The sequence below is a fragment of the Vibrio marisflavi CECT 7928 genome (assembly GCF_921294215.1).
Taxonomy (GTDB): domain Bacteria; phylum Pseudomonadota; class Gammaproteobacteria; order Enterobacterales; family Vibrionaceae; genus Vibrio; species Vibrio marisflavi.
In genome coordinates this window covers 684,185-710,610 of sequence record NZ_CAKLDM010000002.1, presented here as the reverse complement: position 1 = coordinate 710,610, position 26,426 = coordinate 684,185, and the positions used below count along the sequence as shown (strand labels likewise).

Sequence of the window (26,426 nt, the reverse complement as noted above, 5' to 3'; positions counted from 1 at the left end):
TCAAACATATGCTGCTTGTATACACCCACAAATGCTATCTTACAACATCAAAAAAGCTCCCATATATACCTTATAGGGAGCTTTGCAGTTAACTGAAAGTTGGAATTTAGAAACTAAATATAGCTTTGTGCCACTTTCTAGTATCTAACCACGCAAAAACCTCTTGAGAAACATTTTTCAACCATTTCTCAATTTGCTTATTAGGAAACTTTATTTTTTCCTCTTCCATGACTTTAACAAACTCAATTCTAAGCTCAACACGACCATTTCTTGAGCCATCATTCCATAATTTAGTAGGATTATTTTTAGTAATAAAAGTGTTTGATGCATTTCGATGTTGAGTACGCACTGAAATTATATGACCTGCATCCGCATAGATTGTTTTTCCCATTAGCATTCCCGCTCCTTGTATCCCCAACCTTTCACCGATTGAAGAACCTGTATCACATCCAGTCATTCGCTCTTGCATTAGGCCACCAGCCTTTACACCTATCGCGCAACCTACAACGCCAAGAGAAGCACCAGCAAGGAAGGCTGGCATAATTTTCTTACTACTCATCGGCCAGCTTATGGAGGTGCCACCCCACATCACATGGACAACGTTGTTAAAGTTTGACTTAACTCGAGCAAACGGAAGTTTGGCATTCTTTTGATCATATGTAATAAATGAATAGCCTCCGGCGTCGTGACCAAACCTAGCTTCTTTACGCATTATATTGTGGTCGAAATTAAAGTGGGTGGCATAAATCTGTGGGGAATATCCAAGTTCAGAGTCAGGTAATTCTTGCCCTATACTTTTACGAACAAGAGGAAAACTCACAGAGTATGCCCTGTCAATGCCTACTTCACCATACATGCTTGCAGTAGAATCGCCTTCACCAGAACCCATAAATGATTCTGAGGCTATCTTAATCTGGGCTTTTCCAACATCGATATTGCAATTGCCATTCGGGCAAGGAGTATTGTAGTAGCTAGACCAACCATTCTTGACTCTTCTTGCTGGGGTATAACGAAACTCCAATACTATGTTGCTACCTATTCCCACGGCTGAGTTCCCACCTGCTAATGCAGATTCATTATTGAGCTCCCAACCTATTTGTCCGCGTAAGCGGTACCTGAGCGTCCATCCCTTTTTGTTAAGTGCTGCCTGAATAGCAGCCTCTGAAGGCGCCGTTTCATAGTATACTTTTTCTCCGCTTTTCATCGTTAAGTGTGAAGAATACGTCATATCATTTTTTGATAGTTTGGCAATGGCTTCATCGTATACTTCAATATCATTTACCAACTCTGGACTATTTATTAGGGCTGCATCTGAAAAACGAGCCCCAGCATCACCATAGGTATCGCAATTGGACACAGAAACATTCAATTTGATGCAGCGCCATTTCTCCACAAAATGACCCAGTTCTTCAAAATAGAGTTCATTTGCAAACAAACGCGTGTCTCGGCGAGCTTGATCTGAGTCATCTATAGAATAGAACGAGTCTTGATTCATCAAAATAATACTATCGTCATTGGTGTATAAAAACGTGGCTGGATGCCCTTCTAGTATTGAAGAAGGCACAAGGTAAGGATCTCTTTTATCGGCATATTCAGATGAAAAGATCAGCTCATAGATCACTGAAATCATCTCGTCTTTCGTTACCTCTTTTTGACCGACAATGTTATAGGCATTGCCAAAAGCATGCTCTACCAGTGAAACCAAGCGAGCCTTTCTAATTTGCTTCCATTCTTCGGTTAACCCCGCCCTTTTATAATTAAACTTCTCAAGATACTTACCTTTCCAAACTTTTTGGTCGTAACAAACATGTGCCAAATTCACTTGTCGGCATGAGCCATATTTATTCTTTACATAATCTAAATTGTACGTATCTGAGATATTGTTATTCACCAATTCAGACAACCGAATATCATCAATAGAGCTAAACTGTGACAAGGCTTTAAACTCTGTTTCGCTGTCATCAAAGTTTAAGTCTAAATCTGCCTGTCTTGTTGCCTTCAGAACATCGCGCGTAGCGTTGAAATTCATGCCTCCTAATACCGAAGTCGCCGTACTATTGCTATAGGTACTAGTTGTACTGCCCCCATTTGTACTATTTGCACTTTCACCATATGAGCTATAGCCATATGAGCTATTTGCACTATCATCATATGAACTATAGCCATATATACTATTTGTATTATTTGTATTATTTGTATTATTTGTATTATTTGTATTATTCTTCTTATCCTTCATCATCGAGTTAAACATATTCATCGTAAACATTATAAATTCAGCTTGAGCATATATTCCCATAATTGAGTTATACGCTTCTTCAAGGCAATCTTTCATTGAGTCGTTATCCATATTTCCAGTCACGAGAGCACATACTCGTAACGCATCTAGGACTTCTAACAAAGCGTCTGCAAATTGCTCCGGGGCGTCTAAAAGTGCATTTTCTATTGCTTTGAAGTTAATAGACTTATATTTTTCATACAATTCCTTATCAATTTTTGTGATATCTACACCGGTTGTCTCGTATATTTCATCAACAATACGGTCACCTACTAGCTCAGGAGCATTGACTATCCAACGAGCAAAATTCTGTTCAACTTCCTGCTCCCAGCCATTCTTAATACGATTACCAGCTTGATCCGCACTTTTGCCAGCATTCCAGTTCGATATGTCATCAACAACACCCTCCCCCCATTCAATTGTATGGTCAACTCCTAGATGCTTACCCACTTTATTAGCCCACTTCTCGAATAAGGGTTTTGCGGTTGCATTAGTAGAGCAAAGGGATAGCAAGAGACAAATTATAAAAATACGAACATTTCTCATAATGCCTCTCCATTAACTGATTCGATTAATTGCGCGAGTGATTGGATATTTTTCATACTTTCCGGACAAGGCCGAACCAGACCATTTTTATATCTGCAGCCATGAATGGGTTTGTATCGGGTATATTGATCAACTGTTTTATTTTCTCTGTGAGATGTAATCTTCGGCTTTTCATTCGCATAGCTGCTATTTAAGCACCAGTTCCACTTGCCCGAAAAGCACTCCATTTTTCCTGTGAATGGATTGACACTTAAAAGCCACCCTTCGCCATAAATGCTAGAAACATCTTCATCCTTACGAATGTAGTTGTTCATTCTATTGCACCAATAATCTTTTAAATCGGACTCATACCCTGTGAGGCCAGCATGTTGAAAATCACTCGCTTGGAAGTTAACTACACCTTGTTTTTCGATGAATTGTGATTCAGGCCCGCACTCCATAATTTTCAGGTTGTCATCATCTATATTTGAAATTAGAGACGCAAAGTAATCTGGTTGTTGGGCAGGCTTGTCATCTTTTTTGTTGTACAAACACTCGAAGCGAGAGGCATTTTTTCTTTTTGCCAAGCACCCCACTTTTCCATCGCTAGACACGGTAATAGCAACAGGTGTTTTATAGTTGTGGGTATACCCAGGAAATAAATAGCTATCCGTATTAATAGGTGAAGATTCTTCTGGAAAATAGAATTGTCTAGCTTGAAAAACTTCACCAAAAAACCTAACTTTCTTTTTTGGGTTGTCCCTTAGAAGGCTTAATGTCACGACTACACCAATATTTGCCTGTAGATCATTTTTACCTTTTATGAATTGACCACCTAATAGCGAGTGGCCACCTGGTATTCTTATATCTAGCCTATTGTTTCTCTTTTTCCACTCGCCTTTACCTCGGCACGCTCTAATTTTAACGCCGTCCTTACTATCACCAGATTTATCACAGGATCTTCGAAATTGACTGTAGTCGTCGTATCCAGCCACCTTGAACCTCTCCACTCTGCTGATCATAGATCCTAACGTATAGTCAACAGTCCATGTTTCTACTTTGTTCAAGGCAACACCAACTATTTTGTCATTCTTATCCACTTCATTAACGCGAGCGACAATATCTATCCCATAATCGGGCCGCAGCTTTATCTCATCTATCTCCACTTTGGCTGCCCAAGTGCTGGCCGAAAATAGCGCTGCCCACAAGCCGAATATCAGTCGTTTCATCTTTACTATTTCACTCCTTTGTAGTTAAAACTCCAAAAAAACTTAAAGTAGGAATTGATGCTGACGGCCCTAAAACAACATTAGAAAATTTAATTCTTCAAACCAATATAAAAAGCGATCAATGATTAATTCCAGCGCAACAATAAACACTCAAACACAACATATTCACAACAAACGAACAAACCGAGTGGGATTTTAATCACCATTAGAATTAACACTCTTTACAAAAATATCAATAAAAATGGAACTAGAGATATATAAATACCAATGTTTAATTTACATAATCTACCTATTTTGATAGCAATTTTTCATGCTGTATCAAAATTATTATTTGGCTATAAAATCTATTAAATTAGATAATAGTTATCATATATATCGCCACCTTCTTTTTGGCCCGAAATATTTCACTCGTCATACATCTGATATATTCATAGGTATTGTTGCTTGCGGTTTATTTGACATATCTCTTATGAATCATACTATTAGAAGTGGAGACGAAAGGTTCAGCGACAATATATGAGCTCTTGTGGCGGAAAGGAGTATGCGAATGCCTGAAACGATTGATTCAGCATGGCGACAAAGAAACAAGCAAGAAAATAAGCTGCGTCTAAATGACCACCGTAGCCCTTTCGAGCGCGACCGGGCACGCATTCTCCACTCAGCGGCTTTTCGACGCCTGCAATCAAAAACACAAGTGCATTGCTCTAGTACCGATGATTTTCATCGCACGCGCCTCACTCACTCTTTAGAGGTGGCTCAACTTGGAACTGGCATCGTTGCTCAGATAAAGTCTAAACAACCAGAAGTGTGTGAAATTCTCCCTTCCGACAGCCTAATTGACTCGATTTGCTTAGCACATGACATCGGACACCCACCATACGGACACGGTGGAGAAGTCGCTTTGAACTATATGATGCGAGATCATGGTGGTTTTGAGGGAAATGCTCAAACTTTCCGAATTGTTACTCAGCTTGAACCTTATACTGAAAATGGCGGCATGAACCTCACCCGTCGCTCTTTGCTTGGCTTGCTCAAGTACCCAGCCCTAATTAGCCAGACACAGGCGAAAGTTAAGCCTAAATCCACAGCCGATCAAAGAAAATTAAAAACACAAGAATGGCTGCCAGCGAAAGGCATCTACGATTGCGACCATACACTACTTAATTGGGTGTTATCTCCACTCTCACAGTCAGATCAAGAAAAGTTTGTAGCACTTAGAGACACAAATTGCCCTAGGAAACAAAACAATAAAACCCTACACAAATCTTTAGATTGCTCAATTATGGAGCTTGCTGACGATATTGCTTATGGCGTTCACGATTTAGAAGATGCCATTGTATTAGGTATGGTCAGCTATTCGCAGTGGTGTAGCGAAGCTGAATCGCAGCTTAAACAGATTGGCGATGATTGGTTCAGCCAGCACATTGTAACGCTTGGAAAAATGCTATTTTCTGGTAAACATCACCAGCGCAAAGATGCAATAGGAGGAATCGTCAACGCCCTCTTAACCAGCGTTACCATACAGTCAACTGCCGAGAGTTTTGAAAGTCCGTTACTCAGTAGCAATGCTTATCTAGCACCTTCGAGGGCTGCAGCGTTAGATGTGCTAAAAAAATTCGTCAACGATTTCGTAATCCAGATACCTGAAGTTCAAATTGTCGAGTACAAAGGTCAGCAGGTCATTATGAATATTTTCGAAGCACTGAGCTCTGAGCCAAACCGATTACTACCAAATTTAGAGAAACAAAAGTGGCAACTAGCGGCTGGGAACGCCGACGCTGAGAATCGGATTATTGCAGATTATATTTCCTCGATGACCGATGGCCACGCATTGCGATTGCACACCCAACTATTTTCCCCCGTGTAATCAACGCACTATCTATGCCATCAATCTCACATTAAATTGCAATGGATATTTAGCCAACCAATACGGTATAATTTCGCATTTCTCCAATTAGAGCATTTTTTTGTTACGAATTGACGTTTTTCGAACAATTATCAGAAAAATTTCTAGGAGAATCCGCTATCTAAATAGTTTGCATTTTTATATGCAGGTTTTTGTATATGTTGCAATACCGTTGATATTGCCTAGTTAATCGAGTTGTATAGTTGTTTTTCGTATGTTGCCAGATAAACCTTCCAAACAGCCTCTTTTTGTCAAGCAAGCCAATTGTATAGAGAGTCAGATCGCTCTTTTCGCACACATAGATAACGATGCTGCATAATATTTTTTAACCAAGAAACGAAATCACACTTTTAATTTTCACTAGCTAGTGAACCCCTTTTTAATCGTTTCCTGAATTTAGGAGTTTTAATGTCTGTTTGTCGCTACCCAATGCTGCTGCCTTTACCTGCACTTTTGCTTGCGGGTTGTGCCAGCTTACCAACTTCTTCTGATTCTGCCCACGCCGCGAAATCGAACGAGAGCAGCCAAATGCATCCAGTACATCAAGTCGCAGACCACACAACCCAAGCGCCTCAGGCTTCTGTTGTGAGTGAAACAAAAGATTCTCCAAAAAATGACCCGAAACTAGTGGTCAAAACCGATCAAAAAAAGAAAAGCTCCGAGCCTCAAAACCTAACCCCAGCTGAGCAGATGGCCTATAAGATCACTCTAATCAATAGCTATCAAAACTGGGCGGGCACACCGTATGAATATAGTGGTAATAGCTCAAAAGGCATCGACTGTTCTGCCTTTATTCGTCAAGTTTATATAGGCGCACTGGGAGTCTACCTACCAAGAACAACTCTGGAACAAGTTAAATTAGGCAGAGAAATACCAAAAGATGACATACAAGTTGGTGACTTAGTCTTCTTCAAAACAGGTGTTAATGAGCGCCATGTTGGTATTTACCTAGGCAATCACCAATTTATTAGCTCAACCAGCAGCCGCGGTGTTGCAATGAGTAGCCTTGAGCACCCTTATTGGGTTAGAGATTATTGGCAAGCTCGCCGAGTTGTGCCAAACGATGAAGTTATCGAAGATCTCAAGCAAGCACTGCAAACTCGCACTAAGAAAATCAATGCTGAAGTAAACCGCCTTGTAGTTGCAAGAATTGAGAAAGAAAGACGAGAAGAAGCTGCCCAAGCTGCTGCACTGAGAAGAGAAAAAGCTCATGAAGCTGCACAGAAAAAAGCAGCCGACCAAGCCAAGATGCTTGCCGACAGACAAGGTGAAGCTTACCGAAAAGGTCATATTCACGCCTGCTTCCTACGCTACAGCTGGCTAGAGCATACTGTGAAATCTGGTGATAGCTTGCTTAAAATTGCTCATAAATATTCAGTGTCTGTTGATCGCTTAAAAGCCGACAACCACTTGAAGAGTAATGTGATTAGACTCGGCGAAGTGCTTAAAGTACGCCAATCTAACTACCCATCAGGCTTTGACTACACAGTAAAATCTGGCGATACATTATCTGGCATTGCTAACAAATTCCACACGTCGGTTTCAGAAATCAAAGCTCTGAATGAGTTGAAATCAAGTGGCATAAGAATCAAGCAAACACTTAAGCTGCCTTGCTAAGATAGATTTATCCCTACATAGAGATACAAGGATGTTGTCTCATTCTCGGTAATTTTTTTCAAACACCTCTTTTGGCATCTGATCGATTTGAAACTGAATCATCTTCTCAAATGCTGTGAGCAATGGAGAAAAGTCCCTCTCAGGTTCAAGTATCGATAGCATATGGTAGCCCGCTTCTACCGTCGATAAACTATTCTCTGACGGCGCTTTGCGAATCAAATATTGCCCCTTTAAGCCTTCAGGCAGGTGTATACTTGGTAAAGTATGTAAGTTGCTTGAAAGCTGCCAGATTTTATAGGCTTTACGCCAGGTACCATCAATTAAGATAACACGCACTTTTTTCGCGCAACTCGGCAAGGCTTCTTGGGCCAATAGCTTTGAATCATCATTCGGGAACAAGACGTAGTGGACGGTGTCTGATTCATTCAGTAATGAGTTGAGTTGCTGATGATTGGAAAAGTTTTCACCTACAAACACTTGGCTATTCGCTAGGGAAAGCTGCAATATCCGAGCTGTACCCAATGGCCGATTTTGTTCGTTAGGGTGCTGCAAGATGATCAACTCAACATTCGACGCTAAGTTTTGTATCCATTGACATATACAGGCTTTATTTGCTTTACCACACTTTGAACAATACCGAGACATATCGTGATTCTATACCTTGCTTTAGCTGTTATTAGTTTAGTTTGTTTGGCTCTTCAATTTGAACCTGCTAGTAGTTATGCCGTTTGGAACATTTATGCCATTCACGATGGGCAGTGGTGGCGCATCGTAACAGGAAACCTGACTCACACCAACTACGCTCACCTTGCCATGGACTTAGCAGGTTTGTGGATCATTTGCTTTCTGTTCCAACCCAAAACAAAATCTTTTGTGCTGGTGTTTTTCTATCTGTCTATTGTGGTCGGCGTTAGCTTGCTTTTTACAAATATTACCACCTATCTTGGTCTGTCCGGGATTTTACATGGTCTATTTGCTTACTACGCACTTATGGAAGCACTCAGCGGAAGACGCTCCAGTTGGCTATTGGTGGCAGGTGTGGTGGGAAAGGTTGTTTGGGAGCATATTTTCGGTCCATCAACGACAACAAGTGAGTGGATACATGCCTCAATCGCTATTCAAGCACATTTAGCTGGGACATTAGGTGGGCTCGCGCTCGCGGGTCTATGTCATCGATATCATGCCGTTAACAAGGCGATAGGATAAAGTCTCTATCGCCCTAAAAATTTCGTTAGTTCAAACCAAACTTTTTAAAGCTCTCGGCATAGGCCCTATCTTCACGCATGATATGGCCGCTTAACCAATCTTTCAGAAAAGTGAACAGCTCTTCACCGATGTCTTCACCACTTTCTACACGCTTTTGAAAATCGAGCACTTTTAAAACAAGCTGACGATGTTTCTCTGTATGTTGCTTTTGCTCAGAGTAATTAAACTGTTCAAACAGCGTTTCTTCATAGGTGAAATGATTGGCGGTATAGTCGATTAAACCTTGCACAACGCGCTTTATCGACGCCAATCCATAGTTATGTCTCAGCAGATAATAGAGCTCGTTGACTAAGTGAACCAGAATCTTGTGTTGTCGGTTAATTTCTTCAAGCCCAAGATCAAGGCTGCTGTTCCATTCCATCAGCTTTTCACGCTGTGATTCTTCCTGGCTGACTTGTCGCTGATCGAATGAAAAACGATTGAGAAGAGAGTCAATTTCTCCTGAAACATTTCTAACTGTAATGCTGGCAATCAAAGTCTCTTGAGTTGAACGAACATTGTTTTCTGACTCTGTCGCGACAAGCTGAAGACAGCTTTCAAGTTCACCCGTTTGCGCTAGTTGGTTCTCAGAAGACTGAGAAATTCTCGCTCCATATTCACTTAATTCTTCTATTTGAGTATTCAACTCTTTAAATGAAATTTCTGCGGTAGAGGCAATCGATAAAGATGCATCCATACTGGACTTGTTTTCACGCATAGTTTCTAGAACGTCATCTGTTTTCGATTGGAGGCTGGTAATTTTCTTTCTGATTTCTTCGGTAGCCTCTTGTGTTCTCATTGCTAAAGAGCGAACTTCATCGGCCACGACAGCAAAACCTCGTCCCTGCTCTCCAGCCCTCGCACTCTCAATCGCAGCATTCAAAGCCAGTAGGTTAGTTTGCTCTGCAATGCCGCTAATTGTCTCCATGACTTGGCTAATTTGCGCCGTTTCTTCCATTAAGGATTGAAAGTGTTCATTGGTATTATCTATATGTTGATTGGCGTTAGACAGTGCATTTTCCAAGTTCACCATGTCATTGCTGCCTTGGTCTGCTTTTGCTTTCGCTTGAGCAGCTAACGACGCGGTCGACTCACAATAGCTAGAAACTTCCTGCGTGATCTCAGCTAAGTTATCTAGAATAAATTTTGCTCTATCAACGTCATTCTTTTGGCCAATGGCACCTTCCTTCGACTGGACGGAATCCTCTTGAACGGTATTCGCTACTTCAACAAGCCTTGCTGTCGAACGCCGAAGTGCACTGACCGTTCTAGAAATATCTTCTCCGATTCGATTGAACAACTTGTATAGAGGCTCTCCTACCGAATGACTCTCTTTTATTCGCACTGTCAAATCGCCTTCCGAAAGCTCCAGAGAAGCTCGCCTAATATGTTTGAAGACTGAGTTTAAAGCCGAAAATAGCGACAAAATGACGACTTGGTAGACTAAAAATATAGCGAGCCATAACCAAGCTTGGCTGACGATTAAATACGAGGCTATAGGCAGTGCGAATACTCCTAAAATCAAGAGTGACTGCATGTTGCTCAAGTTACTAAACCTTTCGATTAGACTTTTCAAAATCACCTAGCTCCATGTGAAATTATTCTTTGTGGCGCCAGTTTACAGCGCTCCGCTACGATAAACTCTCGTATATACGATGTTCCAGCAATGTTAATGACACCAGAAAAGCATCCAAGTCTCATACCACTTTTGTATTAGGATAGTCTTATCTAGCGGGCTTTTCTTAGAGTTTAGAGCCTAATCACCAACTCACTCTTACAGTAAACCGTTGGCCTTATTGTGCCTCTGCAGCATGAGGCATTTGCTGGCATAGTACTCGCTGGTACTGGCTGTTACCAGTTTTAGAGAAAGAAATGAGAGTTAGATATAGCTGGTAGGCATGGGCAGGAATGTCAGCAAAATCCGGGCTAAAATTACTCCGTTCGGCTAGGTTACAATATTTAGGGGAATTGAGGTTTAGGGGCATTGAGTGTCAATACCCCTAAGAGTTGAGCACTTAAACGATAGGCCTTTGACCTCTGCTTGCGAGTTTAAGCAGAACCCCATCGGCAACATTGCTTGCCGTGCCAACCAATTTATCAGCCAGCTTTTTCTTACGAACGTAGCGAACGGACAATACTGTTTTATCTTTACATGCTTCCACGACGATATCATCTGATGTTTTGATATCATCAACTAGACCTAGATCTTTAGCCTGCGTACCGTACCAGTGCTCACCTGTCGCGACTTTGTCTAATTCTAGATCTGGGCGATGGTCACGGATAAAGTTTTTGAACAAGCCATGAGTTTCTTCGAGTTCTTGCTTGAATTTATCGCGAGCCTTATCGCTGTTTTCACCAAACATCGTCAACGTACGCTTATATTCACCCGCAGTCAGTTGCTCGAATTCAATATCATGTTTTTTCAAAAGCTTATTAAAGTTTGGAATCTGCGCGATAACACCGATGGAGCCCACAATAGCAAAAGGAGCTGAAACTATTTTATCTGCGATACAAGCCATCATATAGCCACCGCTTGCAGCCACTTTATCGACAGCAATCGTTAGCGGTAAGTTTGCATTTTTTAATCGATCTAATTGGGATGACGCCAATCCATAGCCATGAACCATGCCACCGCCAGACTCAAGGCGAAGCAATACTTCATCACCGTCTCGGGCTACTGCTAATATAGCAGTCACTTCTTCACGTAATGAAGACACTTCTTTCGCGTCTATACTGCCGTTGAAATCAAGCACAAACAGATGCGGTTCCCGTTTGGTATCTAATGCCCCCTCTTTCGCGGCTTTCTTAACTTCTTTTTCGCGAGTCTTATTTTTCTCTTTCTCGCTTTTCTTCTCAGCTTTGTCACGAGCTTTAATGAAAGCTTCATCGTGCAAATGATGTTCTAACTGCTCAACGGTTTGTTTGTGTTGTTCGGTAAGGTTTGTAACTTCCAACTCACCTTTTGCTGCACCACTTCTTCCACCTAATCCTTTAACAATTACTAAAATCGCAATAATCGCGATTACAACAGTCGCGATTTTGGCCAAAAATAGCCCGTAATCCAACAAAAATTCCAATGTAATATCCCCAATAGAATGATTTAGTGTATTGTACACCCAAGTGAAATTATCTTGCTCAATTTAAATTCCACTCGTGATTTGTTAAGCCTTTAGATTGAAGAGAACGGAAATGCGGTGAGCTTAATACTGCTCCACTCGCACTCTTTATATCTAAAAGCTCTTATTCTACTTCTAAGGATGCTTACATTGAACTACTCAGTATCTGAAAATGCACTTAAAGACAAAATTATTTTGATAACTGGCGCTGGCGCTGGCATTGGAAAACAAGCCGCTCTTAGTTATGCCGAGCATGGTGCAACTGTGATTCTTCTTGGCCGCACGGTGAAAAAGCTCGAACAAACCTATGATGAAATAGAGGCCGCAGGTTACCCTACTCCTGCCATTGTCCCTTTGGATATGAAGGGAGCCAGCAAGCAAAATTATGTAGATATGGTCGAAACCATTGAAGGGCAATTCGGTCGCCTTGATGGTGTATTACATAATGCTGGTATGCTTGGCGTTTTAAGCCCTTTTGATCAAATCGATGAAGCTACATTTGATGACGTCATGCAAATCAACGTTAAATCTCAGTTTTTGATGACACAAGCACTCATTCCATTGATGCGTAAATCTGAAGACTCACGAATTATCTTTACATCATCTAGCGTTGGCCACCAAGGTCGAGCTTTCTGGGGTAGCTACTCTATCTCTAAGTTTGCCACCGAAGGAATGATGCAAGTATTAGCCGATGAATTGAGTGATACACCTATTCGTGTTAATGCCATCAACCCGGGAGCGACTCGTACAAGTATGCGAGCGCAAGCTTACCCCGCAGAAGATTCGAACACATTAAAAACACCTCAAGACATCATTCCACTTTATGTCTATTTAATGGCACCTGAAGGTAAAGAGGTCAATGGTCAATGCATTGATGCTCAACCGAAAAAGTAATTGAGTTTACTTATTTGAAAGGTCATTTAAGGTGCTGCAAAAATGTAGCACCTTATTGATTTTGAAATATGCTGAGTAAGTTTCTCAGTATTTGGAAATGATTTTTTCGAATGTCCCATCGTCACGCATTGAGTTTAGAGCTTGTTTCCACCTTTTAATCTCAAGATCTGAAATATCTTTCGATGCTGCGAAGTAGATAATTGGCCTAGACAACACGTAACCAAAAATCAGCTCATCTGGATTGTACCCATTGTTTTTGTATACATACTTGCCGACTAACCGTGGAATAGCCCAAAGTTTAATCCGCCCTTTACGAAGTTTTTCTACATTCTGCTCTTCATAAGTAACGGTCTGAATATCGTCAAATCCGGCTTTTTCAAGTAAACGCTGCGCTGGCGTTCCACGTTGCACACCAACAGAAAGGCCAATGATATCTTCCAGCTTGTTAATGTTGAGATTTTTATCTAAGGAAACAAGAACATAGTCGTTATTGATTTCGGGTATGGGGGCAACCCAAGTATATTTGTCTTCTCTGTGCGGGGTTCGGGATAATGGTGTGATACCGTAGGCATTGTTTTGTGAGGCTTTATTTTGGGCTCTTGCCCACGGAAGAAATTGAAACTCGTCACTTTGACCAACCCTGCGAGCCATCTCTTTTACTACATCAACAGTCACTCCCGTTTGAACGCCATTCTCAACCATTGAGTAGGGTGGAATTTCAGCGGTAACAAGGGTGAGCTCTTGAGCAATAGCACTAATAGAGAACAAAAAGAATACAGCCAGTATGAAGTTTTTCACTACATAACCCTCGCAGCACTTTTAGTAAATAATACTCTTACCCTCGATTAAAAGCCTCCACATTGCCAATGATGCTATCACTGAGACACTCTGTGGTCAGCCAACGGTAAGTGTAGTTAAAAATACGCATATCGAAGCATAACACTCAAATTTTTTAGTAAAACTGTGCGTAGTGAAGAAAGCATTAGTGATCTCAAGCACATAATCATGCGCCTATAGGTAAGCTCCCGCCAAATAACCATACGTTTACAGTCACGCATTCTTAATATCAGCTGGTTTTGTATAACTTTAAGCATCGCCACAGTCTCGATACTAAGAGTGGTATATACAGAGGATTAATGACTATTCTATTACTATTCCAAGTGTAAAAAAGGAATGTAGATGAAGGTTCAACCATTTTTTCATCGGCCGACTGGTACGTTAACTTATCTAGTTTCTAGCAGTACTCAAGCTGCCGTGATTGATCCTGTTTTAGGCTATTCTGATGGCTCGATTGATGATGCGTATTTAAAACAAATTATTCAGTCTATCCAACACCAGTCCCTCAACGTCAAATACATTCTCGAAACACATATTCACGCCGATCATCTATCTGGCGCTAAATCGTTACAAGCAGAAGTTGGTGGGCAAATCGGTATTAGTGAACGTATCAATGATGTTTATCGCCAATGGGAAGGCTTGTGCAAAGGAAAGCCTATCATGTCATTTGATATATTGTTAAACCAAAATATGACGCTTAAATTTGGCAACGAAGAAATTGAAATTATAGAAACTCCGGGTCATACCCCAACAGATATCACATATAAAATTGGCAACAATATTTTTGTCGGTGACACTTTATTCTCACCAAAGCGAGGGACTGGTAGAGCAGATTTCCCAGAAGGTAGCGCAGAATCACAATATAACTCCATCATGGCTCTATTCCGTCTAGGTGATACTACAAAGGTTTATTTGTGTCACGACTATCCAAATGAACATGAAGAACCTGAGATATGCTCAACTGTACAGATACAAAAGTCCGACAACATCATGCTGAACAATCGTATCTCTGAGCATGATTATGTTCTTGCTCGGCAGAAGAGAGATGAGTCATTACCCACTCCCAAATTACTCAATGTGGCGATTCCTTTCAATTTAACCGGCTCACTCATTTCCTAACACCTCGATCGCAACTCCCTATTGCAACCTTTTTTGTGTTTATTATACTGTATATATATACAGGTAATTTTTTATGCATGAACTTATAAACCGACTCAGAACTAAGCAATTGATCTGGCAAGGATCTTATACTCCAGACCCCATGAAGCTGCAATCAACAGGGTTCCATACTCTAGATGAGCAGCTAGGCGGTGGGTTTCCTTCGTCCGGTGTCATCGAGATAAAATCATCCCCTAGTATTGGTGAATTGCGCTTACTGTGGCCTCATATCAAAACACACAGAAGCAATAGAATGGTTGTATTTATACAACCACCAGGCAAGCCATGTGCAGAACAACTTCTCTCTGAAGATCTCAACTTAGACAATATTCTGATTGTTTCGCCAAAACACACCAATGACGCACTGTGGGCGGCCGAAAAATGTTTAAAAAGCGGAGCGTGCAGTCATGTTTTGTTATGGCAAAAGAACCTGAGTATCCATCATATAAGGCGGCTCCAAATAGCCAGCGAACAAGGAGAATGTTTACAGTTCATATTTAAAGGCAATGCTAGTAACACTCTATCTTTACCTGTCAGCTTAAGCATGACATTACAGCCACATATCACAGGGCTAGAAGTTGAGATTACAAAACGTAAAGGCGGCTGGCCACAAGGCCGATTTCTTCTTGGTATGAATACATTCTCATTATCACAGTTGCCCCAAAATGAATTATCAGAATTTAGAAAGCTGGGGTAACGATGCAGTTGTGGCTCTATTTACACTTTCCAACCTTGCAATTAGATAGTTTGTTTGCTGAACATGGCGGGCAACCTATCGCGATAGTGGATGACAAAACACACCGTATTGTGCAAGCAAATTCAGTTGCTTTAGAGCAAGGTATTCTACTGGATATGGGGCTAGGTAGTGCGGCTACGCTTTGCTCAAACCTTAAGGTCCACCCTTATGATCATCAAGTAGAAATAAAAGCCCTACAGGAAATAGCTCAAAAGCTGTATTTGATTACTGCCGATATCATGCTATCTCCACCACAAGGTATATTGCTGAAAGCCACTGATATGTTGACTCTTTACCAAGGACTAGAAAGCTATTGGCAAGTTCTAACTCATTCCCTGGATGGGCTGAATATGGCCTATCACTTTGCTACAGGCTTTTCACCACTTTCCGCTCAACTGCTTGCTCAAGCTGCGAATAATCAATTGCTACATGAAAGAAGCAGTATTTTAGAGCAGATCAAACATCAGCCGATATCAGAGGCCGATATAACACAAAAACACTTAGAGCTTTTGCAACGCCTAGGAGTCAAAACCGTTGGTGATCTACTTGCTATTCCTCTACCCGATATCGCTCGCCGATTCGATATAGAACTGGTTAACTACATTGGAAAGCTAACAGGGCAATTTAAACACGTTATCGACTTTTACACTCCACCTGAACACTTTGAAAGCGATTTAGAGCTGCTGTTTGATATTAATAATGTGCAATGGCTAGAAAAGCCCCTAGCCATCCTACTCACTCGTTTAGAACATTTTCTTAGGCCTAGAAATCGAGTCGCGTATGAGTTGCAGCTCTCACTGCACTTAAGAGATTCGCCCCCAAATGCTATCACCTTCACTTCTGCTTGTGGTTATGATAAAGCCGCCAAATGGCAGACTCTTTGCCAATTATCACTGGAATCACTGACCTTGAAGAGCCCTGTACAAGGCCTAACGTTAGAAACATCCCGAACGGGAGAAATGCAAGCGACCAATTCTGACTTGTTCTCGAAACGGCACGAGCAGCAAAATGAACTTGAGTTAGTTTCTTATCTACAAGCAAAGTTAGGGGCAGATAAAGTACAAAAAGTTGCTCTCAGCGGCGATCCTAGGCCTGAGCACGCAACATATCTATACAACCCAGCTTCCTTGCAGACTCCCGTATTACCCTTAGGAAAGTCCAGTAATATAAATCGCTTACGTCCTAGCTTTCTATTGCCCACCCCCAAAAGGCTGCACCAAAAAGCTCGAATTATTTATGGTCCAGAGAGACTGGTCACTGGCTGGTGGGATGGTAATGAGATAGTTCGTGACTACTTTGTCGCGCGTAATGCTTCAGGTCAATGGCTTTGGGTATTTCGCAATCTAAAACAGCAGTGGTATTTACATGGCTACTTCAGTTAAGCAAAAACAAGGCTTGTATGCCGAGCTGTTTTGCCAAAGTAATTTCTCTTTTCTTACCGGTGCTTCCCATGCAGAAGAGCTGGTTACCCAAGCAGATTGCCTAAATTATTCGGCCATTGCCATCACCGATGAGTGCTCACTAGCAGGTGTTGTTCGAGCTCATACTGCAATCGAACAGCACCAGCTTTCAATCAAACAAATTATCGGCAGTATGTTTTGGCTAAACCAAGAGTGCCAAGTAGTTTTGCTATGCCCAAACCGAGTTGCTTATGCCGAGTTGTGCCGGATTATTACTAATGCGCGAAGGCGTGCCGACAAAGGACAGTACCAGTTATCAGAGTGGGATCTCATGTCTGTGCAACATTGCTTGGTTATCTGGCTTCCCTGTTATCAGAAGTTTGATAATAAGTGGGGAAGCTGGCTCGCTCAATACCATCGAAGTCGGCTATGGCTAGGTATTCAACGTCACCTCACTGGCTCAGAACATGACTATATTCAGCATTGCCAAACACTGGCAAATGAGCTCTCTCTACCGATATGTGCTTGCGGTGGCGTGTTGATGCACTCTCCAGAGCGCTTACCTTTACAACATGTACTCACTGCAATTAAAGCGGGTAAAAATGTCGAACATATCGGCCAAGAGCTATTAAGTAACTCCGAACGTAGCCTTCGACCAATCAACAAATTAAACAAACTATTTCCTGATGAGTGGATCAAGGAAACACTCTACATTGCTAATCTTTGTGAGTTCAATTTAGGTGCACTGCGATATGAATACCCAAGCGAGTTAATTCCCGATGGTAAAACACCCATGGAATATTTGCGGCAGTTAGTAGAGCAAGGCAAACAGTTGCGATTCCCACAGGGAGTTCCTAAGGATATTCTGCAAACGATAGAGAAAGAACTGGTATTAATCGAAAAACTTAACTATCCGTTTTATTTTTTGACCATCCACGACATTGTAATGTTTGCCAAAAAGAAAGGTATTCTCTATCAAGGAAGAGGTTCAGCGGCCAACTCTATCGTCTGCTATTGCCTAGAAATCACTTCAGTTGACCCAAGACAGATCTCGGTACTTTTTGAACGTTTCATCAGTGAAGAACGCGATGAACCGCCCGATATCGACGTCGACTTCGAGCACGAAAGACGTGAAGAAGTCATCCAGTACATCTATCAAAAATATGGCCGAGAGCGAGCAGCATTGGCTGCAACTGTTATTACTTACCGCTTTAAAAGTGCTTTAAGAGAAGTAGGTAAAGCACTCGGCATTGCTGAAGAACAGCTTAACTTTTTTATCAAGAACGTAAATCGTCGAGACAGAGAATACAGCTGGACAAAACAACTAGTCGATCTTGGCATTCAACCAGATTCGTTAAAGGGGCAGCAATTTATACGCTTGGTTGGCGAGATCATGGGGTTTCCCCGCCACCTTTCACAGCATGTAGGCGGGTTTGTGATTTCAGCAGGTCCTCTGTATGAATTGGTGCCTGTTGAAAATGCCTCTATGGCAGAGAGAACCGTGATTCAATGGGACAAAGACGACTTAGAAAGCCTCTCTTTACTCAAAGTGGACGTACTTGCTTTGGGTATGTTGACGGCTATTCGCAAGTGCTTTTCATTAATAGAAAAGCATCATGGCGAGCAACTCTCCATAGCGGAAATTACCCGAAGACAAGATGATCCAAATGTTTATCGGATGATTCAAAAAGCCGACACTATCGGCGTGTTTCAGATTGAGTCTAGAGCGCAAATGAGTATGCTGCCTCGCCTCAAACCTGCTTGCTATTATGACCTAGTGATACAAATAGCGATTGTCCGTCCCGGCCCTATTCAAGGCGATATGGTTCACCCTTTTCTTAAAAGACGTAATAAACAAGAGCTCGTCACATATCCCTCTGAAGAAGTCAAAGAGGTGCTAGCCAAAACATTGGGAGTCCCGATCTTTCAAGAGCAAGTGATTAAGTTAGCTATGGTTGCTGCAGGCTTTAGTGGCGGAGAGGCAGACAAGCTACGTCGAGCGATGGCGGCTTGGAAGAAAACGGGCGATCTCACTAAATTCAAACACAAACTGATTAATGGCATGTTAGAGCGTGGCTATCAGCAGGATTTTGCGGAACGTATTTACGACCAAATTTGTGGGTTTGGGGAATACGGATTTCCTGAAAGCCATTCAGCATCTTTTGCCGTGCTTGCGTACTGCTCTTCATGGCTCAAATATTACTATCCCCATGCTTTTTATACCTCACTGATCAACAGCTTACCTATGGGGTTTTATAGCGCTTCTCAACTGGTTCAAGATGCTCGCAGACACAAGATCAGCATTTTTCCGGTTTGTGTTAATCGGTCTCAATACGATCATCATGTCGTGCCACACAACCAAGGCTTCGCTATTCAACTTGGGCTAAGGCAAGTTAAAGGCTTCAATCATACATCAAGCCAGTTTCTATTACGTTCTCGCCCGAAGAGTGGCTACCAAAACCCGAGCGAGCTTAAACATATAGGATTGACTAAATTGGATATTGAGCGTCTAGCTTCCGCCGGAGCGATGCGTTGCTTTAATCTAGATCGCTACCAAGCTCGCTGGTCCATGATGGACTCTGTTTCTGAGTTACCTCTTTTTCAGGCTCAAGAGACGAGCAACTCTCCTTTTTTACATACGCCTTCTGAAATCGATAACTTGCTTGAAGATTACGCAACCATTGGCTTGTCACTAGAAAAACACCCAATACAGCTTCTGGATGAAACCTATCAACTTGGGCGCTTCACTCGAATGAAACAGCTAATTGAAAAAAGGCACCGCTCACTCGTGACAATAATAGGCGTTGTGACAGGAAAGCAATCTCCAGGTACCGCAGCAGGCGTAACATTTTTTACGTTAGAAGACGACACAGGGAATATGAATGTTGTAGTTTGGAAAGCGACTGCCAGAGCTCAAAAACAAGCTTATATGGCGGCTAAAATTTTAAAAGTTCAAGGTATTTTAGAAAGAGAAGGAGAAGTCACACATATCATCGCTGGTAAGCTAACAGACCTGACCCACTACCTAGATAAGTTAGTAAGTCGCTCGCGAGACTTCCACTAGAACTATGAGAGTTGTTTACGCAAGCGACCTTGAACAGCACCAACCAGAAGGTCTGGCTGGAACTTAGAAATGAAGTCGTTACAGCCGACTTTTTCAACCATGGCCTCATTGAAGCTACCACTTAAAGAGGTATTCAACACAATGTGTAGATCTTTCATCCGTGCATCGTTGCGGATCTCGTAAGTAAGTTTATATCCGTCCATTTCTGGCATTTCCGCATCAGTGATCATTAAAAGCAGTTCGTCTGTGATGGTTTTGCCTTCATCACACCAAGACTTCAAGAGCGTTAGCGCTTCTAACCCGTCGCAGCATTCGATGATATTCAAGCCAAGTTGTGACAACGTACCTTTAACCTGCGCGCGAGCAGTTGAAGAGTCATCAACAATCAACACGTTTCTGCCCACCATTTGGTGTGAAAGTTCTTCATCTAATACGCCTTCAGAAATGGATACATCGTAATCCACTATTTCAGCTAAAACTTTCTCAACATCAATGATTTCAACTATCTGTACACTGTCGTCTTCGTTAATTTGAGTAATAGCAGTCAAATAGTTAGAGCGTCCCGTCGTTTTAGGTGGTGGCTGAATTTCTGTCCATGCGGTATTAACAATATTACGCACTTGTCCAACTAAAAAGCCCTGAACAGATCGGTTGTATTCAGTAATAATCAGGTTCTCTTCTTGGTTCTCTAACCTTGATGGAGGAAAGCCAATCGCACTTCTTAGATCAATCACAGGAACTGGATTGCCACGCAATGAAGCAACGCCAGTGATATGGTGATGGGAGCCTGGCATTTTTGTAAGAGGCGGTAACTTTATGACTTCTTTAACTTTAAATACGTTAATAGCAAAAATCTGCATGCTATTGAGACTAAAAAGCAATAGCTCTAATCGGTTTTCACCAACCAGATTAGTACGCTGATCAACAGTATTTAATACTCCAGACATAGGGGCTCTCACAAAATCTTATCTATATCTAAAATAGTCTATAGCTGGCTGCTAAGACAAAAAAATAGTTGAATAGATGACATAATTCTATCTCAAACTTGCCTTCGCTGAGCTTTTTGGGTGATTTCAGTAGTCTAAAAAAGAATTCGCACCTAGCCTTCAACAACTCTCATCAACAAACGACCATCAAAAAGTGCCTGCTTGATAAGGGCAGCACCTGGCATTGTGGCTTGTTTATAAAACCGCGACTCTACAATATCCAAATTTTGATGATAAGAAGCCTGAGTTTGAGCTTTAATTGCTTTCAAAACTTGAGGGTAAATGACTTCTTTTGCTTGGTTGACCACTCCGCCAATCAGAATTTTATCTGGATTGAATAAGTTCACGACAATGGAAATCGCTGAACCAAGGTACTGGCCTAGTTCCATAATCACATCAACGGCAAGAGGATCGCCGCCGTCTGCAGCCTCACAGATGCCTTCAATAGTAATTTCTCCAGAATCTCTTAAAACGGATTCTTCCCCTCTTTCAATGCGATCCGCTACCTCTTCACGTATCGCTTGAGAGCTCGCGACTGTTTCAAGGCAGCCAATATTGCCACAGTGACAACGTTTCCCGTTAGGATCGATTTGAACGTGCCCCAACTCCCCGATGTTTCCATAACGACCTTGCAGCACCTGACCATCTAAAATGATCCCAGCCCCCACCCCGTGGTGAATGGAAATCAAAATAGAGTTATCGGTATCTTGCGAGTGACCATAGAGCTTTTCAGCCAAAGCCCACGCCCGGGTATCGTTCGCGACAAAAACAGGCAGACCGGTTGCTTTGAAAATTTCAGGACCAAGAGCCAAATTTTCTACGTTGTAGTGCGGCATCTGCAAAACAGTGCCTTGCTCGGAGTTAACTAAGCCTGGCAAGGTAATAGCAATACTAGTAACACGCTCTAACTGGTCTGCATATGTTTGGAAAAACTCATCAATTTCATGTAATAAGCGCGCTAATACATCCTCTTGATCGAGTTCATGTATATCAATCTTGGTATCGATCAGTACTTCTCCACCAAGCTCATGAAGTGCGATGGTGAGATACCCTCGCCCAAGACGCAAAGAGAGAAACTGCCAACCGGAATTATTGACCTGTAAACCAACAGCCGGGCGCCCACGACTAACCGCCTCTTGCACTACCGTCTCGTGAATAAGGTGAGCTTCGATGAGCTCTCTCGTTATTTTAGTGATACTCGCCGGGGCAAGATCACTTTGTTTCGAGAGATCGATTCGAGAAATGGGACCTTTTTGATCTATGAGCTTATATACACGACCAGCATTGACCTGTTTGATATGATCAATATGGCCAGGGTGAGCCATGTACATTGTGTACTCCAACTTTATACAACTCGGTAATTTTTTTACTTTGCGAACTAATTGTGAAGCTCTTTAATATCCCATCGTGACAAGGGTCACGGATAATCCGATATATTTCTAAAAAATAGAGAAAGGCACAAAACGCCGTTACATTTATTTTATATACCATTCACAATATTATACATATTGTAATACCCAGCCTGCTTCTAACAAGCAATGTAAAAACCCGACTAAAATATCAAACTGTAGTCATTAAAATCCTATACAGTGCTTATACTTATCATAAGCCCATTGCCTCATTGTTACTCAAGATACTAGGACGTTATCATGACCTCGACCTTAAGACGCACCAAAATTGTCACAACTCTAGGTCCTTCAACAGACAAGGACGATCACTTAGAACAAATCATCGCTGCAGGTGCCAATGTAGTCAGACTTAACTTTTCACATGGCAGTCCAGAAGACCACAAGATCAGAGCCGAAAAAGTCAAAACTATCGCAGCCCAACTAGGCACACACGTCGCCATCCTTGGTGATTTACAAGGGCCAAAGATTCGAGTCTCAACTTTCAAAGAAGGCAAGATACACCTTTGCGTAGGCGATAGCTTCACGCTAGATGCTGACTTGGACGTTGGAATGGGGCACCAAGAAGCGGTCGGTATCGATTATAAAGAGCTTCCTAAAGATGTAATGCCAAATGACCTGCTTCTACTCGATGACGGTCGAGTACAGCTAAAAGTAACCTCTGTTGAAGGTAACAAGGTTCACACCAAAGTCACTATGGGTGGTGTGCTGTCGAACAATAAAGGCATAAACAAAAAGGGTGGCGGCCTCTCTGCTGATGCTCTAACTGAAAAAGATAAGCAAGACATCCTTACAGCAGCAGAGATTAAAGTGAACTATCTCGCCGTTTCTTTCCCGCGAAACGGAGAAGACATGAAATACGCAAGACGACTTGCGAGAGATGCTGGCCTAGAAGCAAAATTAGTCGCGAAAGTTGAACGCGCTGAAACCGTAGAGTGCGCAGAAAATATCGATGAGATCATCATGGCTTCGGATGCCGTCATGGTAGCGCGTGGAGACTTAGGGGTCGAGATCGGAGACCCAGAGCTCATCGGGGTACAAAAGCAACTTATTCGCCGCGCCCGCAGCCTAAACCGAACAGTTATCACTGCTACGCAGATGATGGAGTCGATGATAGAAAACCCAGTGCCAACACGAGCAGAAGTTATGGATGTAGCCAACGCTGTTCTTGATGGTACGGATGCAGTGATGCTGTCGGGTGAAACTGCGGCTGGTGAGTATCCGGTAGAAACCGTAAAGTCTATGGCCGAAGTTTGTTTGGGTGCAGAAAAAATGTCGTCACTCAACCGCTCCACATATCGAGTGGATAGAACTTTCTATAGTGGAGAGGAGACTATCGCAATGTCCACCATGTTTGCAGCCAACCACATGAAAGGAGTCAAAGCTGTCATCACACTGACTGAGTCAGGGAGAACGGCGTTAATGATGTCACGCTTGAGCTCAGGTCTGCCGATTTTCGCCCTATCAAGAAACGAAAGTACGTTAGAGCTTGCCACCCTCTTTCGCGGCGTATTTCCTGTGTACTTTCATTACACTGGCGATGCTGGCTTGCCCACAGCTAAAGCCGCTGTTGAAGCGTTAAAAGATAAAGGTTTCTTGGATACAGGAGATCTTGTCATTATCACTCAAGGTGATGTTATGGATGTAGTGGGTTCAACCAACTGTATGAGAGTCTTATCAGCTTAATTCAGTATACCCAAGTAACCTCAAGGTGCTTGGGGTATATATAGGGGATCACTTAAAGTGCTCCCCTTTATAAGCCTTATTAAACGACTCTACTAGCCTTTTCCCAGCCACAAAGCCCATTTCATAGTCATGTAAGAGATGCTCTTCTTTACTCATTAAAGAGCTTGAGCGTAATGGACCTTCCGGTTTGATTTGCACAATAAAACAATCGTCAGGTGGAGAGTTGAGAAAGTTTTGCGTCAAAGAATAAGTCTGATAATGAACCATCAGCATATCGGCTAATCCTGAATCAAACTTTTCACCAAGTAAATGGCTAACTCGATAAACATCATCAGCACCAAACAGCCAGCGCCCTCCGTTCAGCGATTCCAAATGAGCGTGATCTTTTTTCTGTTGCTTTGATCGCTCGACTTGCTGATAAAAAAAGTTATTCCAGTCTGACTTCCATTGCTCTAGCTTTTGTCCCCACTGCTCTTGGATACTATTGAAAGAATCTCGAAACCACTCTATTTCAGAGCTAGGGACAGGGATCTCGTCAATTGCAGTGTCATCTTCTAGATCTTTTCCCTCCGTTCGAATAACAACAATGCACCTAGCATTTTGTCGCCATGCTTGCTGAACAGGAATAGACGCCGATACACCACCATCAACAAACTCTTCCCCACTTAACTCAATGGTTTTGTGGTACAGCCTTGGAATCGCGCACGTGGCAATCAAAATATCGTACCAATTGCCCTGATAGATAGGAAAGTAGTGATCGTGATAAGAATGGGCATGAGTCACCGCTGCAAACGCTTTGCGACTACCTAGTTTTTCCCTGCCCAAATCAATATCCAATTGATAAGGAAACTCGCAAATCGTATCAAGCGCCCAATCTAGACCAAGAAACTGTTTCTTTCTAATGTAACGAAACAAATTGAAAAAGTTAGACGATGTTGTGAGATCGAGAATAAAGGAGCGGCCTAAACCATGTTGGCGAGATAGAAAAGCACATAAATTCAGTGCACCAGCCGAAGTACCATAGAACTCATGAAAGGGGTCAAAATTAGAGAGAATGAAAGCATCAAGTACACCGGAAGTAAAAATGCCTCTTTGTCCGCCACCTTGAGCAACAAGAGCAATTTTACCTCCGGTGAATTTCCCTAGTCGATCAATGTCGACAGCGGAAGCAGCACTGGTAATGATTCCGCTATTGTCCATAAAAAAACAGTGCTAATTGGTTGTAATTGCCACGATGCCAAATCCTAATAAGTACATCAATGTGACAGCTGCGATGATAATTGCGTATTTTAAATCGTTCTCCATGTGTTCCTCCTTCTTGAGTGGGACTCTAAATCGAACAAAGTTAACAACCCATAACAAATTAATAACACCTGTGTGAGTTATCTTCAATTATTGCCCTTTTTTTCGGCCAGATTCTGGCGTTGCTATCACAATTAGGTAAATAGTTTTTAACAAACTAATTTTTTGGAATCTGAATATGAAGCAAAAAGTTAGGCTAATTTTGCTCAGCACCATTTTCACAAGTTTTGCTGCTAACGCTGACTTTTACGTCACCCCTTGGGTGGGTTATACCGGTGGTGGAGAGGTGAAAGATCAAGATGGGACAGAATACCGTATTCGTGGTTCTGAAAGTGGCGCCGTTAGCTTAGAAAGTGACTTTGACGATGGCCGCATTGGCCTTTTTTATGCCTACCAAAAGAGCAAAGTAAAGCAATTGAGTGTCGACACAACAATGAACTATTTACTGTTCCAAAGTAGTTTGCACTATGAAATTGCTAAAGACACCTATGGCTATCTTGGTGCCGGTATAGGCGGTTCATACGTAGATACCGACTGGATGACCGACTACGGATTTTCCGCCAGTATTTTCACTGGATTTGAGTATCGAATGTTTAGCCATTTGTACCTCAATGGCCAAATGCGTTGGTTAGGCACTAGTGTAGACGGCGAAACAACAGGAGCTTGCACTTCTTCATCGAGTAGCTGTGTAGTGCAATTTAAAACTGATTGGATCAACCAATACTCTGCAAACTTTGGTATTACCATTGTTTTTTAGCCAATACGCACAAAAAATAACCAACCTTTATCTATATAACGAGTTAACTAATTCTTTAGTATTTAGACCTTTATGTTACAGCTAATTCATGAGGGAGGATAACCACCTGAATTTATCAATAGCCATATTATTAACTGCTAAAATAATTACAAGCAGCAACAAACGACCATTAAGTTAACCAAATCCAAACAAATAATCATCATTGATTTAACCAATATTAATCGGTATCTTGACCTAGCTAACAGCTGAATATTTCAGTAAATGCAAACACACACAAATTAAATAAG

At 42.0% G+C, this 26,426-nt stretch carries 20 protein-coding genes; 10 read left to right on the top strand and 10 right to left on the bottom strand.

The features are described 5' to 3' along the window. Positions 1–106: 106 nt before the first annotated feature. Together L7A31_RS09990 and L7A31_RS09985 are read right to left on the bottom strand one after the other, a co-directional pair. Positions 107–2,821, bottom strand: coding sequence for a hypothetical protein (locus L7A31_RS09990; protein ID WP_237361367.1), 2,715 nt, complete (start codon positions 2,819–2,821; stop codon positions 107–109). After that, positions 2,818–4,029, bottom strand: a complete 1,212-nt coding sequence (locus L7A31_RS09985) for a hypothetical protein (protein WP_237361366.1) — start codon at positions 4,027–4,029, stop codon at positions 2,818–2,820. The genes L7A31_RS09990 and L7A31_RS09985 overlap by 4 nt, the downstream gene beginning before the upstream one ends. 547 nt (positions 4,030–4,576) lie before the next feature. Between L7A31_RS09985 and L7A31_RS09980 the strand changes: the two genes are divergently transcribed. Together L7A31_RS09980 and L7A31_RS09975 are read left to right on the top strand one after the other, a co-directional pair. After that, complete coding sequence (locus L7A31_RS09980) at positions 4,577–5,896, top strand: anti-phage deoxyguanosine triphosphatase (protein ID WP_237361365.1); 1,320 nt, start codon at positions 4,577–4,579, stop codon at positions 5,894–5,896. A gap of 447 nt (positions 5,897–6,343) precedes the next feature. Beyond that, entirely contained in the window at positions 6,344–7,552 is a 1,209-nt protein-coding gene (locus L7A31_RS09975; RefSeq protein ID WP_237361364.1) for a C40 family peptidase, read from the top strand. Between the two features lie 39 nt (positions 7,553–7,591). Here the strand turns inward: L7A31_RS09975 and L7A31_RS09970 are convergent, their stop codons facing one another. Then, positions 7,592–8,197 carry a tRNA-uridine aminocarboxypropyltransferase gene (locus L7A31_RS09970; protein ID WP_237361363.1) on the bottom strand — a complete coding sequence of 202 codons (606 nt, stop codon included), beginning with the start codon at positions 8,195–8,197 and terminating at the stop codon, positions 7,592–7,594. 3 nt (positions 8,198–8,200) lie between these two features. Between L7A31_RS09970 and rrtA the strand changes: the two genes are divergently transcribed. Continuing rightward, positions 8,201–8,758 (top strand): rhombosortase, encoded by a 558-nt coding sequence (rrtA, locus tag L7A31_RS09965; protein ID WP_237361362.1) that lies wholly within the window; start codon positions 8,201–8,203, stop codon positions 8,756–8,758. Between the two features lie 25 nt (positions 8,759–8,783). Here rrtA and L7A31_RS09960 read toward each other — a convergent pair whose 3' ends face one another. Further along, positions 8,784–10,379 (bottom strand): bacteriohemerythrin, encoded by a 1,596-nt coding sequence (locus tag L7A31_RS09960; RefSeq protein WP_237361361.1) that lies wholly within the window; start codon positions 10,377–10,379, stop codon positions 8,784–8,786. Positions 10,380–10,812: 433 nt separating this feature from the next. Next, entirely contained in the window at positions 10,813–11,874 is a 1,062-nt protein-coding gene (gene sohB / locus L7A31_RS09955; RefSeq protein WP_237361360.1) for a protease SohB, read from the bottom strand. Between the two features lie 189 nt (positions 11,875–12,063). Between sohB and L7A31_RS09950 the strand changes: the two genes are divergently transcribed. Continuing rightward, positions 12,064–12,807, top strand: a complete 744-nt coding sequence (locus tag L7A31_RS09950) for a YciK family oxidoreductase (RefSeq protein WP_237361359.1) — start codon at positions 12,064–12,066, stop codon at positions 12,805–12,807. Between the two features lie 84 nt (positions 12,808–12,891). Here L7A31_RS09950 and L7A31_RS09945 read toward each other — a convergent pair whose 3' ends face one another. Next, complete coding sequence (locus L7A31_RS09945) at positions 12,892–13,605, bottom strand: substrate-binding periplasmic protein (RefSeq protein ID WP_237361358.1); 714 nt, start codon at positions 13,603–13,605, stop codon at positions 12,892–12,894. Positions 13,606–13,986: 381 nt separating this feature from the next. Between L7A31_RS09945 and L7A31_RS09940 the strand changes: the two genes are divergently transcribed. The 4 genes from L7A31_RS09940 (at position 13,987) to L7A31_RS09925 (ending at position 20,002) form a co-directional block, all read left to right on the top strand. Next, positions 13,987–14,763: an MBL fold metallo-hydrolase gene (locus L7A31_RS09940; protein ID WP_237361357.1), complete on the top strand. Its 777-nt coding sequence runs from the start codon at positions 13,987–13,989 to the stop codon at positions 14,761–14,763. A gap of 73 nt (positions 14,764–14,836) precedes the next feature. Further along, the gene (imuA, locus tag L7A31_RS09935; RefSeq protein ID WP_237361356.1) at positions 14,837–15,499 is read left to right on the top strand and encodes a translesion DNA synthesis-associated protein ImuA; all 663 of its coding nucleotides are present in this window, start codon (positions 14,837–14,839) and stop codon (positions 15,497–15,499) included. Between the two features lie 2 nt (positions 15,500–15,501). Beyond that, complete coding sequence (locus L7A31_RS09930) at positions 15,502–16,920, top strand: Y-family DNA polymerase (protein WP_237361355.1); 1,419 nt, start codon at positions 15,502–15,504, stop codon at positions 16,918–16,920. Beyond that, on the top strand, positions 16,904–20,002 hold the full coding sequence (locus tag L7A31_RS09925; RefSeq protein ID WP_237361354.1) for an error-prone DNA polymerase: 3,099 nt from the start codon (positions 16,904–16,906) through the stop codon (positions 20,000–20,002). The genes L7A31_RS09930 and L7A31_RS09925 overlap by 17 nt, the downstream gene beginning before the upstream one ends. A 2-nt stretch (positions 20,003–20,004) precedes the next feature. Here L7A31_RS09925 and L7A31_RS09920 read toward each other — a convergent pair whose 3' ends face one another. Then, positions 20,005–20,949 carry a chemotaxis protein CheV gene (locus tag L7A31_RS09920; protein WP_237361353.1) on the bottom strand — a complete coding sequence of 315 codons (945 nt, stop codon included), beginning with the start codon at positions 20,947–20,949 and terminating at the stop codon, positions 20,005–20,007. A gap of 152 nt (positions 20,950–21,101) precedes the next feature. Then, the gene (gene mlc / locus L7A31_RS09915) at positions 21,102–22,319 is read right to left on the bottom strand and encodes a sugar metabolism global transcriptional regulator Mlc (protein WP_237361352.1); all 1,218 of its coding nucleotides are present in this window, start codon (positions 22,317–22,319) and stop codon (positions 21,102–21,104) included. A 318-nt stretch (positions 22,320–22,637) separates the two neighbouring features. Between mlc and pyk the strand changes: the two genes are divergently transcribed. After that, positions 22,638–24,080, top strand: a complete 1,443-nt coding sequence (pyk, locus tag L7A31_RS09910) for a pyruvate kinase (RefSeq protein WP_237361351.1) — start codon at positions 22,638–22,640, stop codon at positions 24,078–24,080. 48 nt (positions 24,081–24,128) lie between these two features. Here pyk and L7A31_RS09905 read toward each other — a convergent pair whose 3' ends face one another. Continuing rightward, positions 24,129–25,280 carry a patatin-like phospholipase family protein gene (locus L7A31_RS09905; protein WP_237361350.1) on the bottom strand — a complete coding sequence of 384 codons (1,152 nt, stop codon included), beginning with the start codon at positions 25,278–25,280 and terminating at the stop codon, positions 24,129–24,131. A 12-nt stretch (positions 25,281–25,292) separates the two neighbouring features. Next, positions 25,293–25,385, bottom strand: a complete 93-nt coding sequence (gene cydH / locus L7A31_RS09900; protein WP_237361349.1) for a cytochrome bd-I oxidase subunit CydH — start codon at positions 25,383–25,385, stop codon at positions 25,293–25,295. A gap of 175 nt (positions 25,386–25,560) precedes the next feature. Here cydH and L7A31_RS09895 point away from each other — a divergent pair, with 175 nt between their 5' ends. Continuing rightward, on the top strand, positions 25,561–26,139 hold the full coding sequence (locus L7A31_RS09895) for a porin family protein (RefSeq protein WP_237361348.1): 579 nt from the start codon (positions 25,561–25,563) through the stop codon (positions 26,137–26,139). Positions 26,140–26,426 lie beyond the last annotated feature (287 nt).

Coding starts and splice junctions, on each gene's coding strand:
- L7A31_RS09990 (WP_237361367.1), bottom strand. CDS start 2,821: ATGAGAAATGTTCGTATTTTTATAATTTGTCTCTTGCTATCCCTTTGC.
- L7A31_RS09985 (WP_237361366.1), bottom strand. CDS start 4,029: ATGAAACGACTGATATTCGGCTTGTGGGCAGCGCTATTTTCGGCCAGC.
- L7A31_RS09980 (WP_237361365.1), top strand. CDS start 4,577: ATGCCTGAAACGATTGATTCAGCATGGCGACAAAGAAACAAGCAAGAA.
- L7A31_RS09975 (WP_237361364.1), top strand. CDS start 6,344: ATGTCTGTTTGTCGCTACCCAATGCTGCTGCCTTTACCTGCACTTTTG.
- L7A31_RS09970 (WP_237361363.1), bottom strand. CDS start 8,197: ATGTCTCGGTATTGTTCAAAGTGTGGTAAAGCAAATAAAGCCTGTATA.
- L7A31_RS09940 (WP_237361357.1), top strand. CDS start 13,987: ATGAAGGTTCAACCATTTTTTCATCGGCCGACTGGTACGTTAACTTAT.
- imuA (WP_237361356.1), top strand. CDS start 14,837: ATGCATGAACTTATAAACCGACTCAGAACTAAGCAATTGATCTGGCAA.
- L7A31_RS09930 (WP_237361355.1), top strand. CDS start 15,502: ATGCAGTTGTGGCTCTATTTACACTTTCCAACCTTGCAATTAGATAGT.
- L7A31_RS09925 (WP_237361354.1), top strand. CDS start 16,904: ATGGCTACTTCAGTTAAGCAAAAACAAGGCTTGTATGCCGAGCTGTTT.
- L7A31_RS09920 (WP_237361353.1), bottom strand. CDS start 20,949: ATGTCTGGAGTATTAAATACTGTTGATCAGCGTACTAATCTGGTTGGT.
- mlc (WP_237361352.1), bottom strand. CDS start 22,319: ATGTACATGGCTCACCCTGGCCATATTGATCATATCAAACAGGTCAAT.
- pyk (WP_237361351.1), top strand. CDS start 22,638: ATGACCTCGACCTTAAGACGCACCAAAATTGTCACAACTCTAGGTCCT.
- L7A31_RS09905 (WP_237361350.1), bottom strand. CDS start 25,280: ATGGACAATAGCGGAATCATTACCAGTGCTGCTTCCGCTGTCGACATT.
- cydH (WP_237361349.1), bottom strand. CDS start 25,385: ATGGAGAACGATTTAAAATACGCAATTATCATCGCAGCTGTCACATTG.
- L7A31_RS09895 (WP_237361348.1), top strand. CDS start 25,561: ATGAAGCAAAAAGTTAGGCTAATTTTGCTCAGCACCATTTTCACAAGT.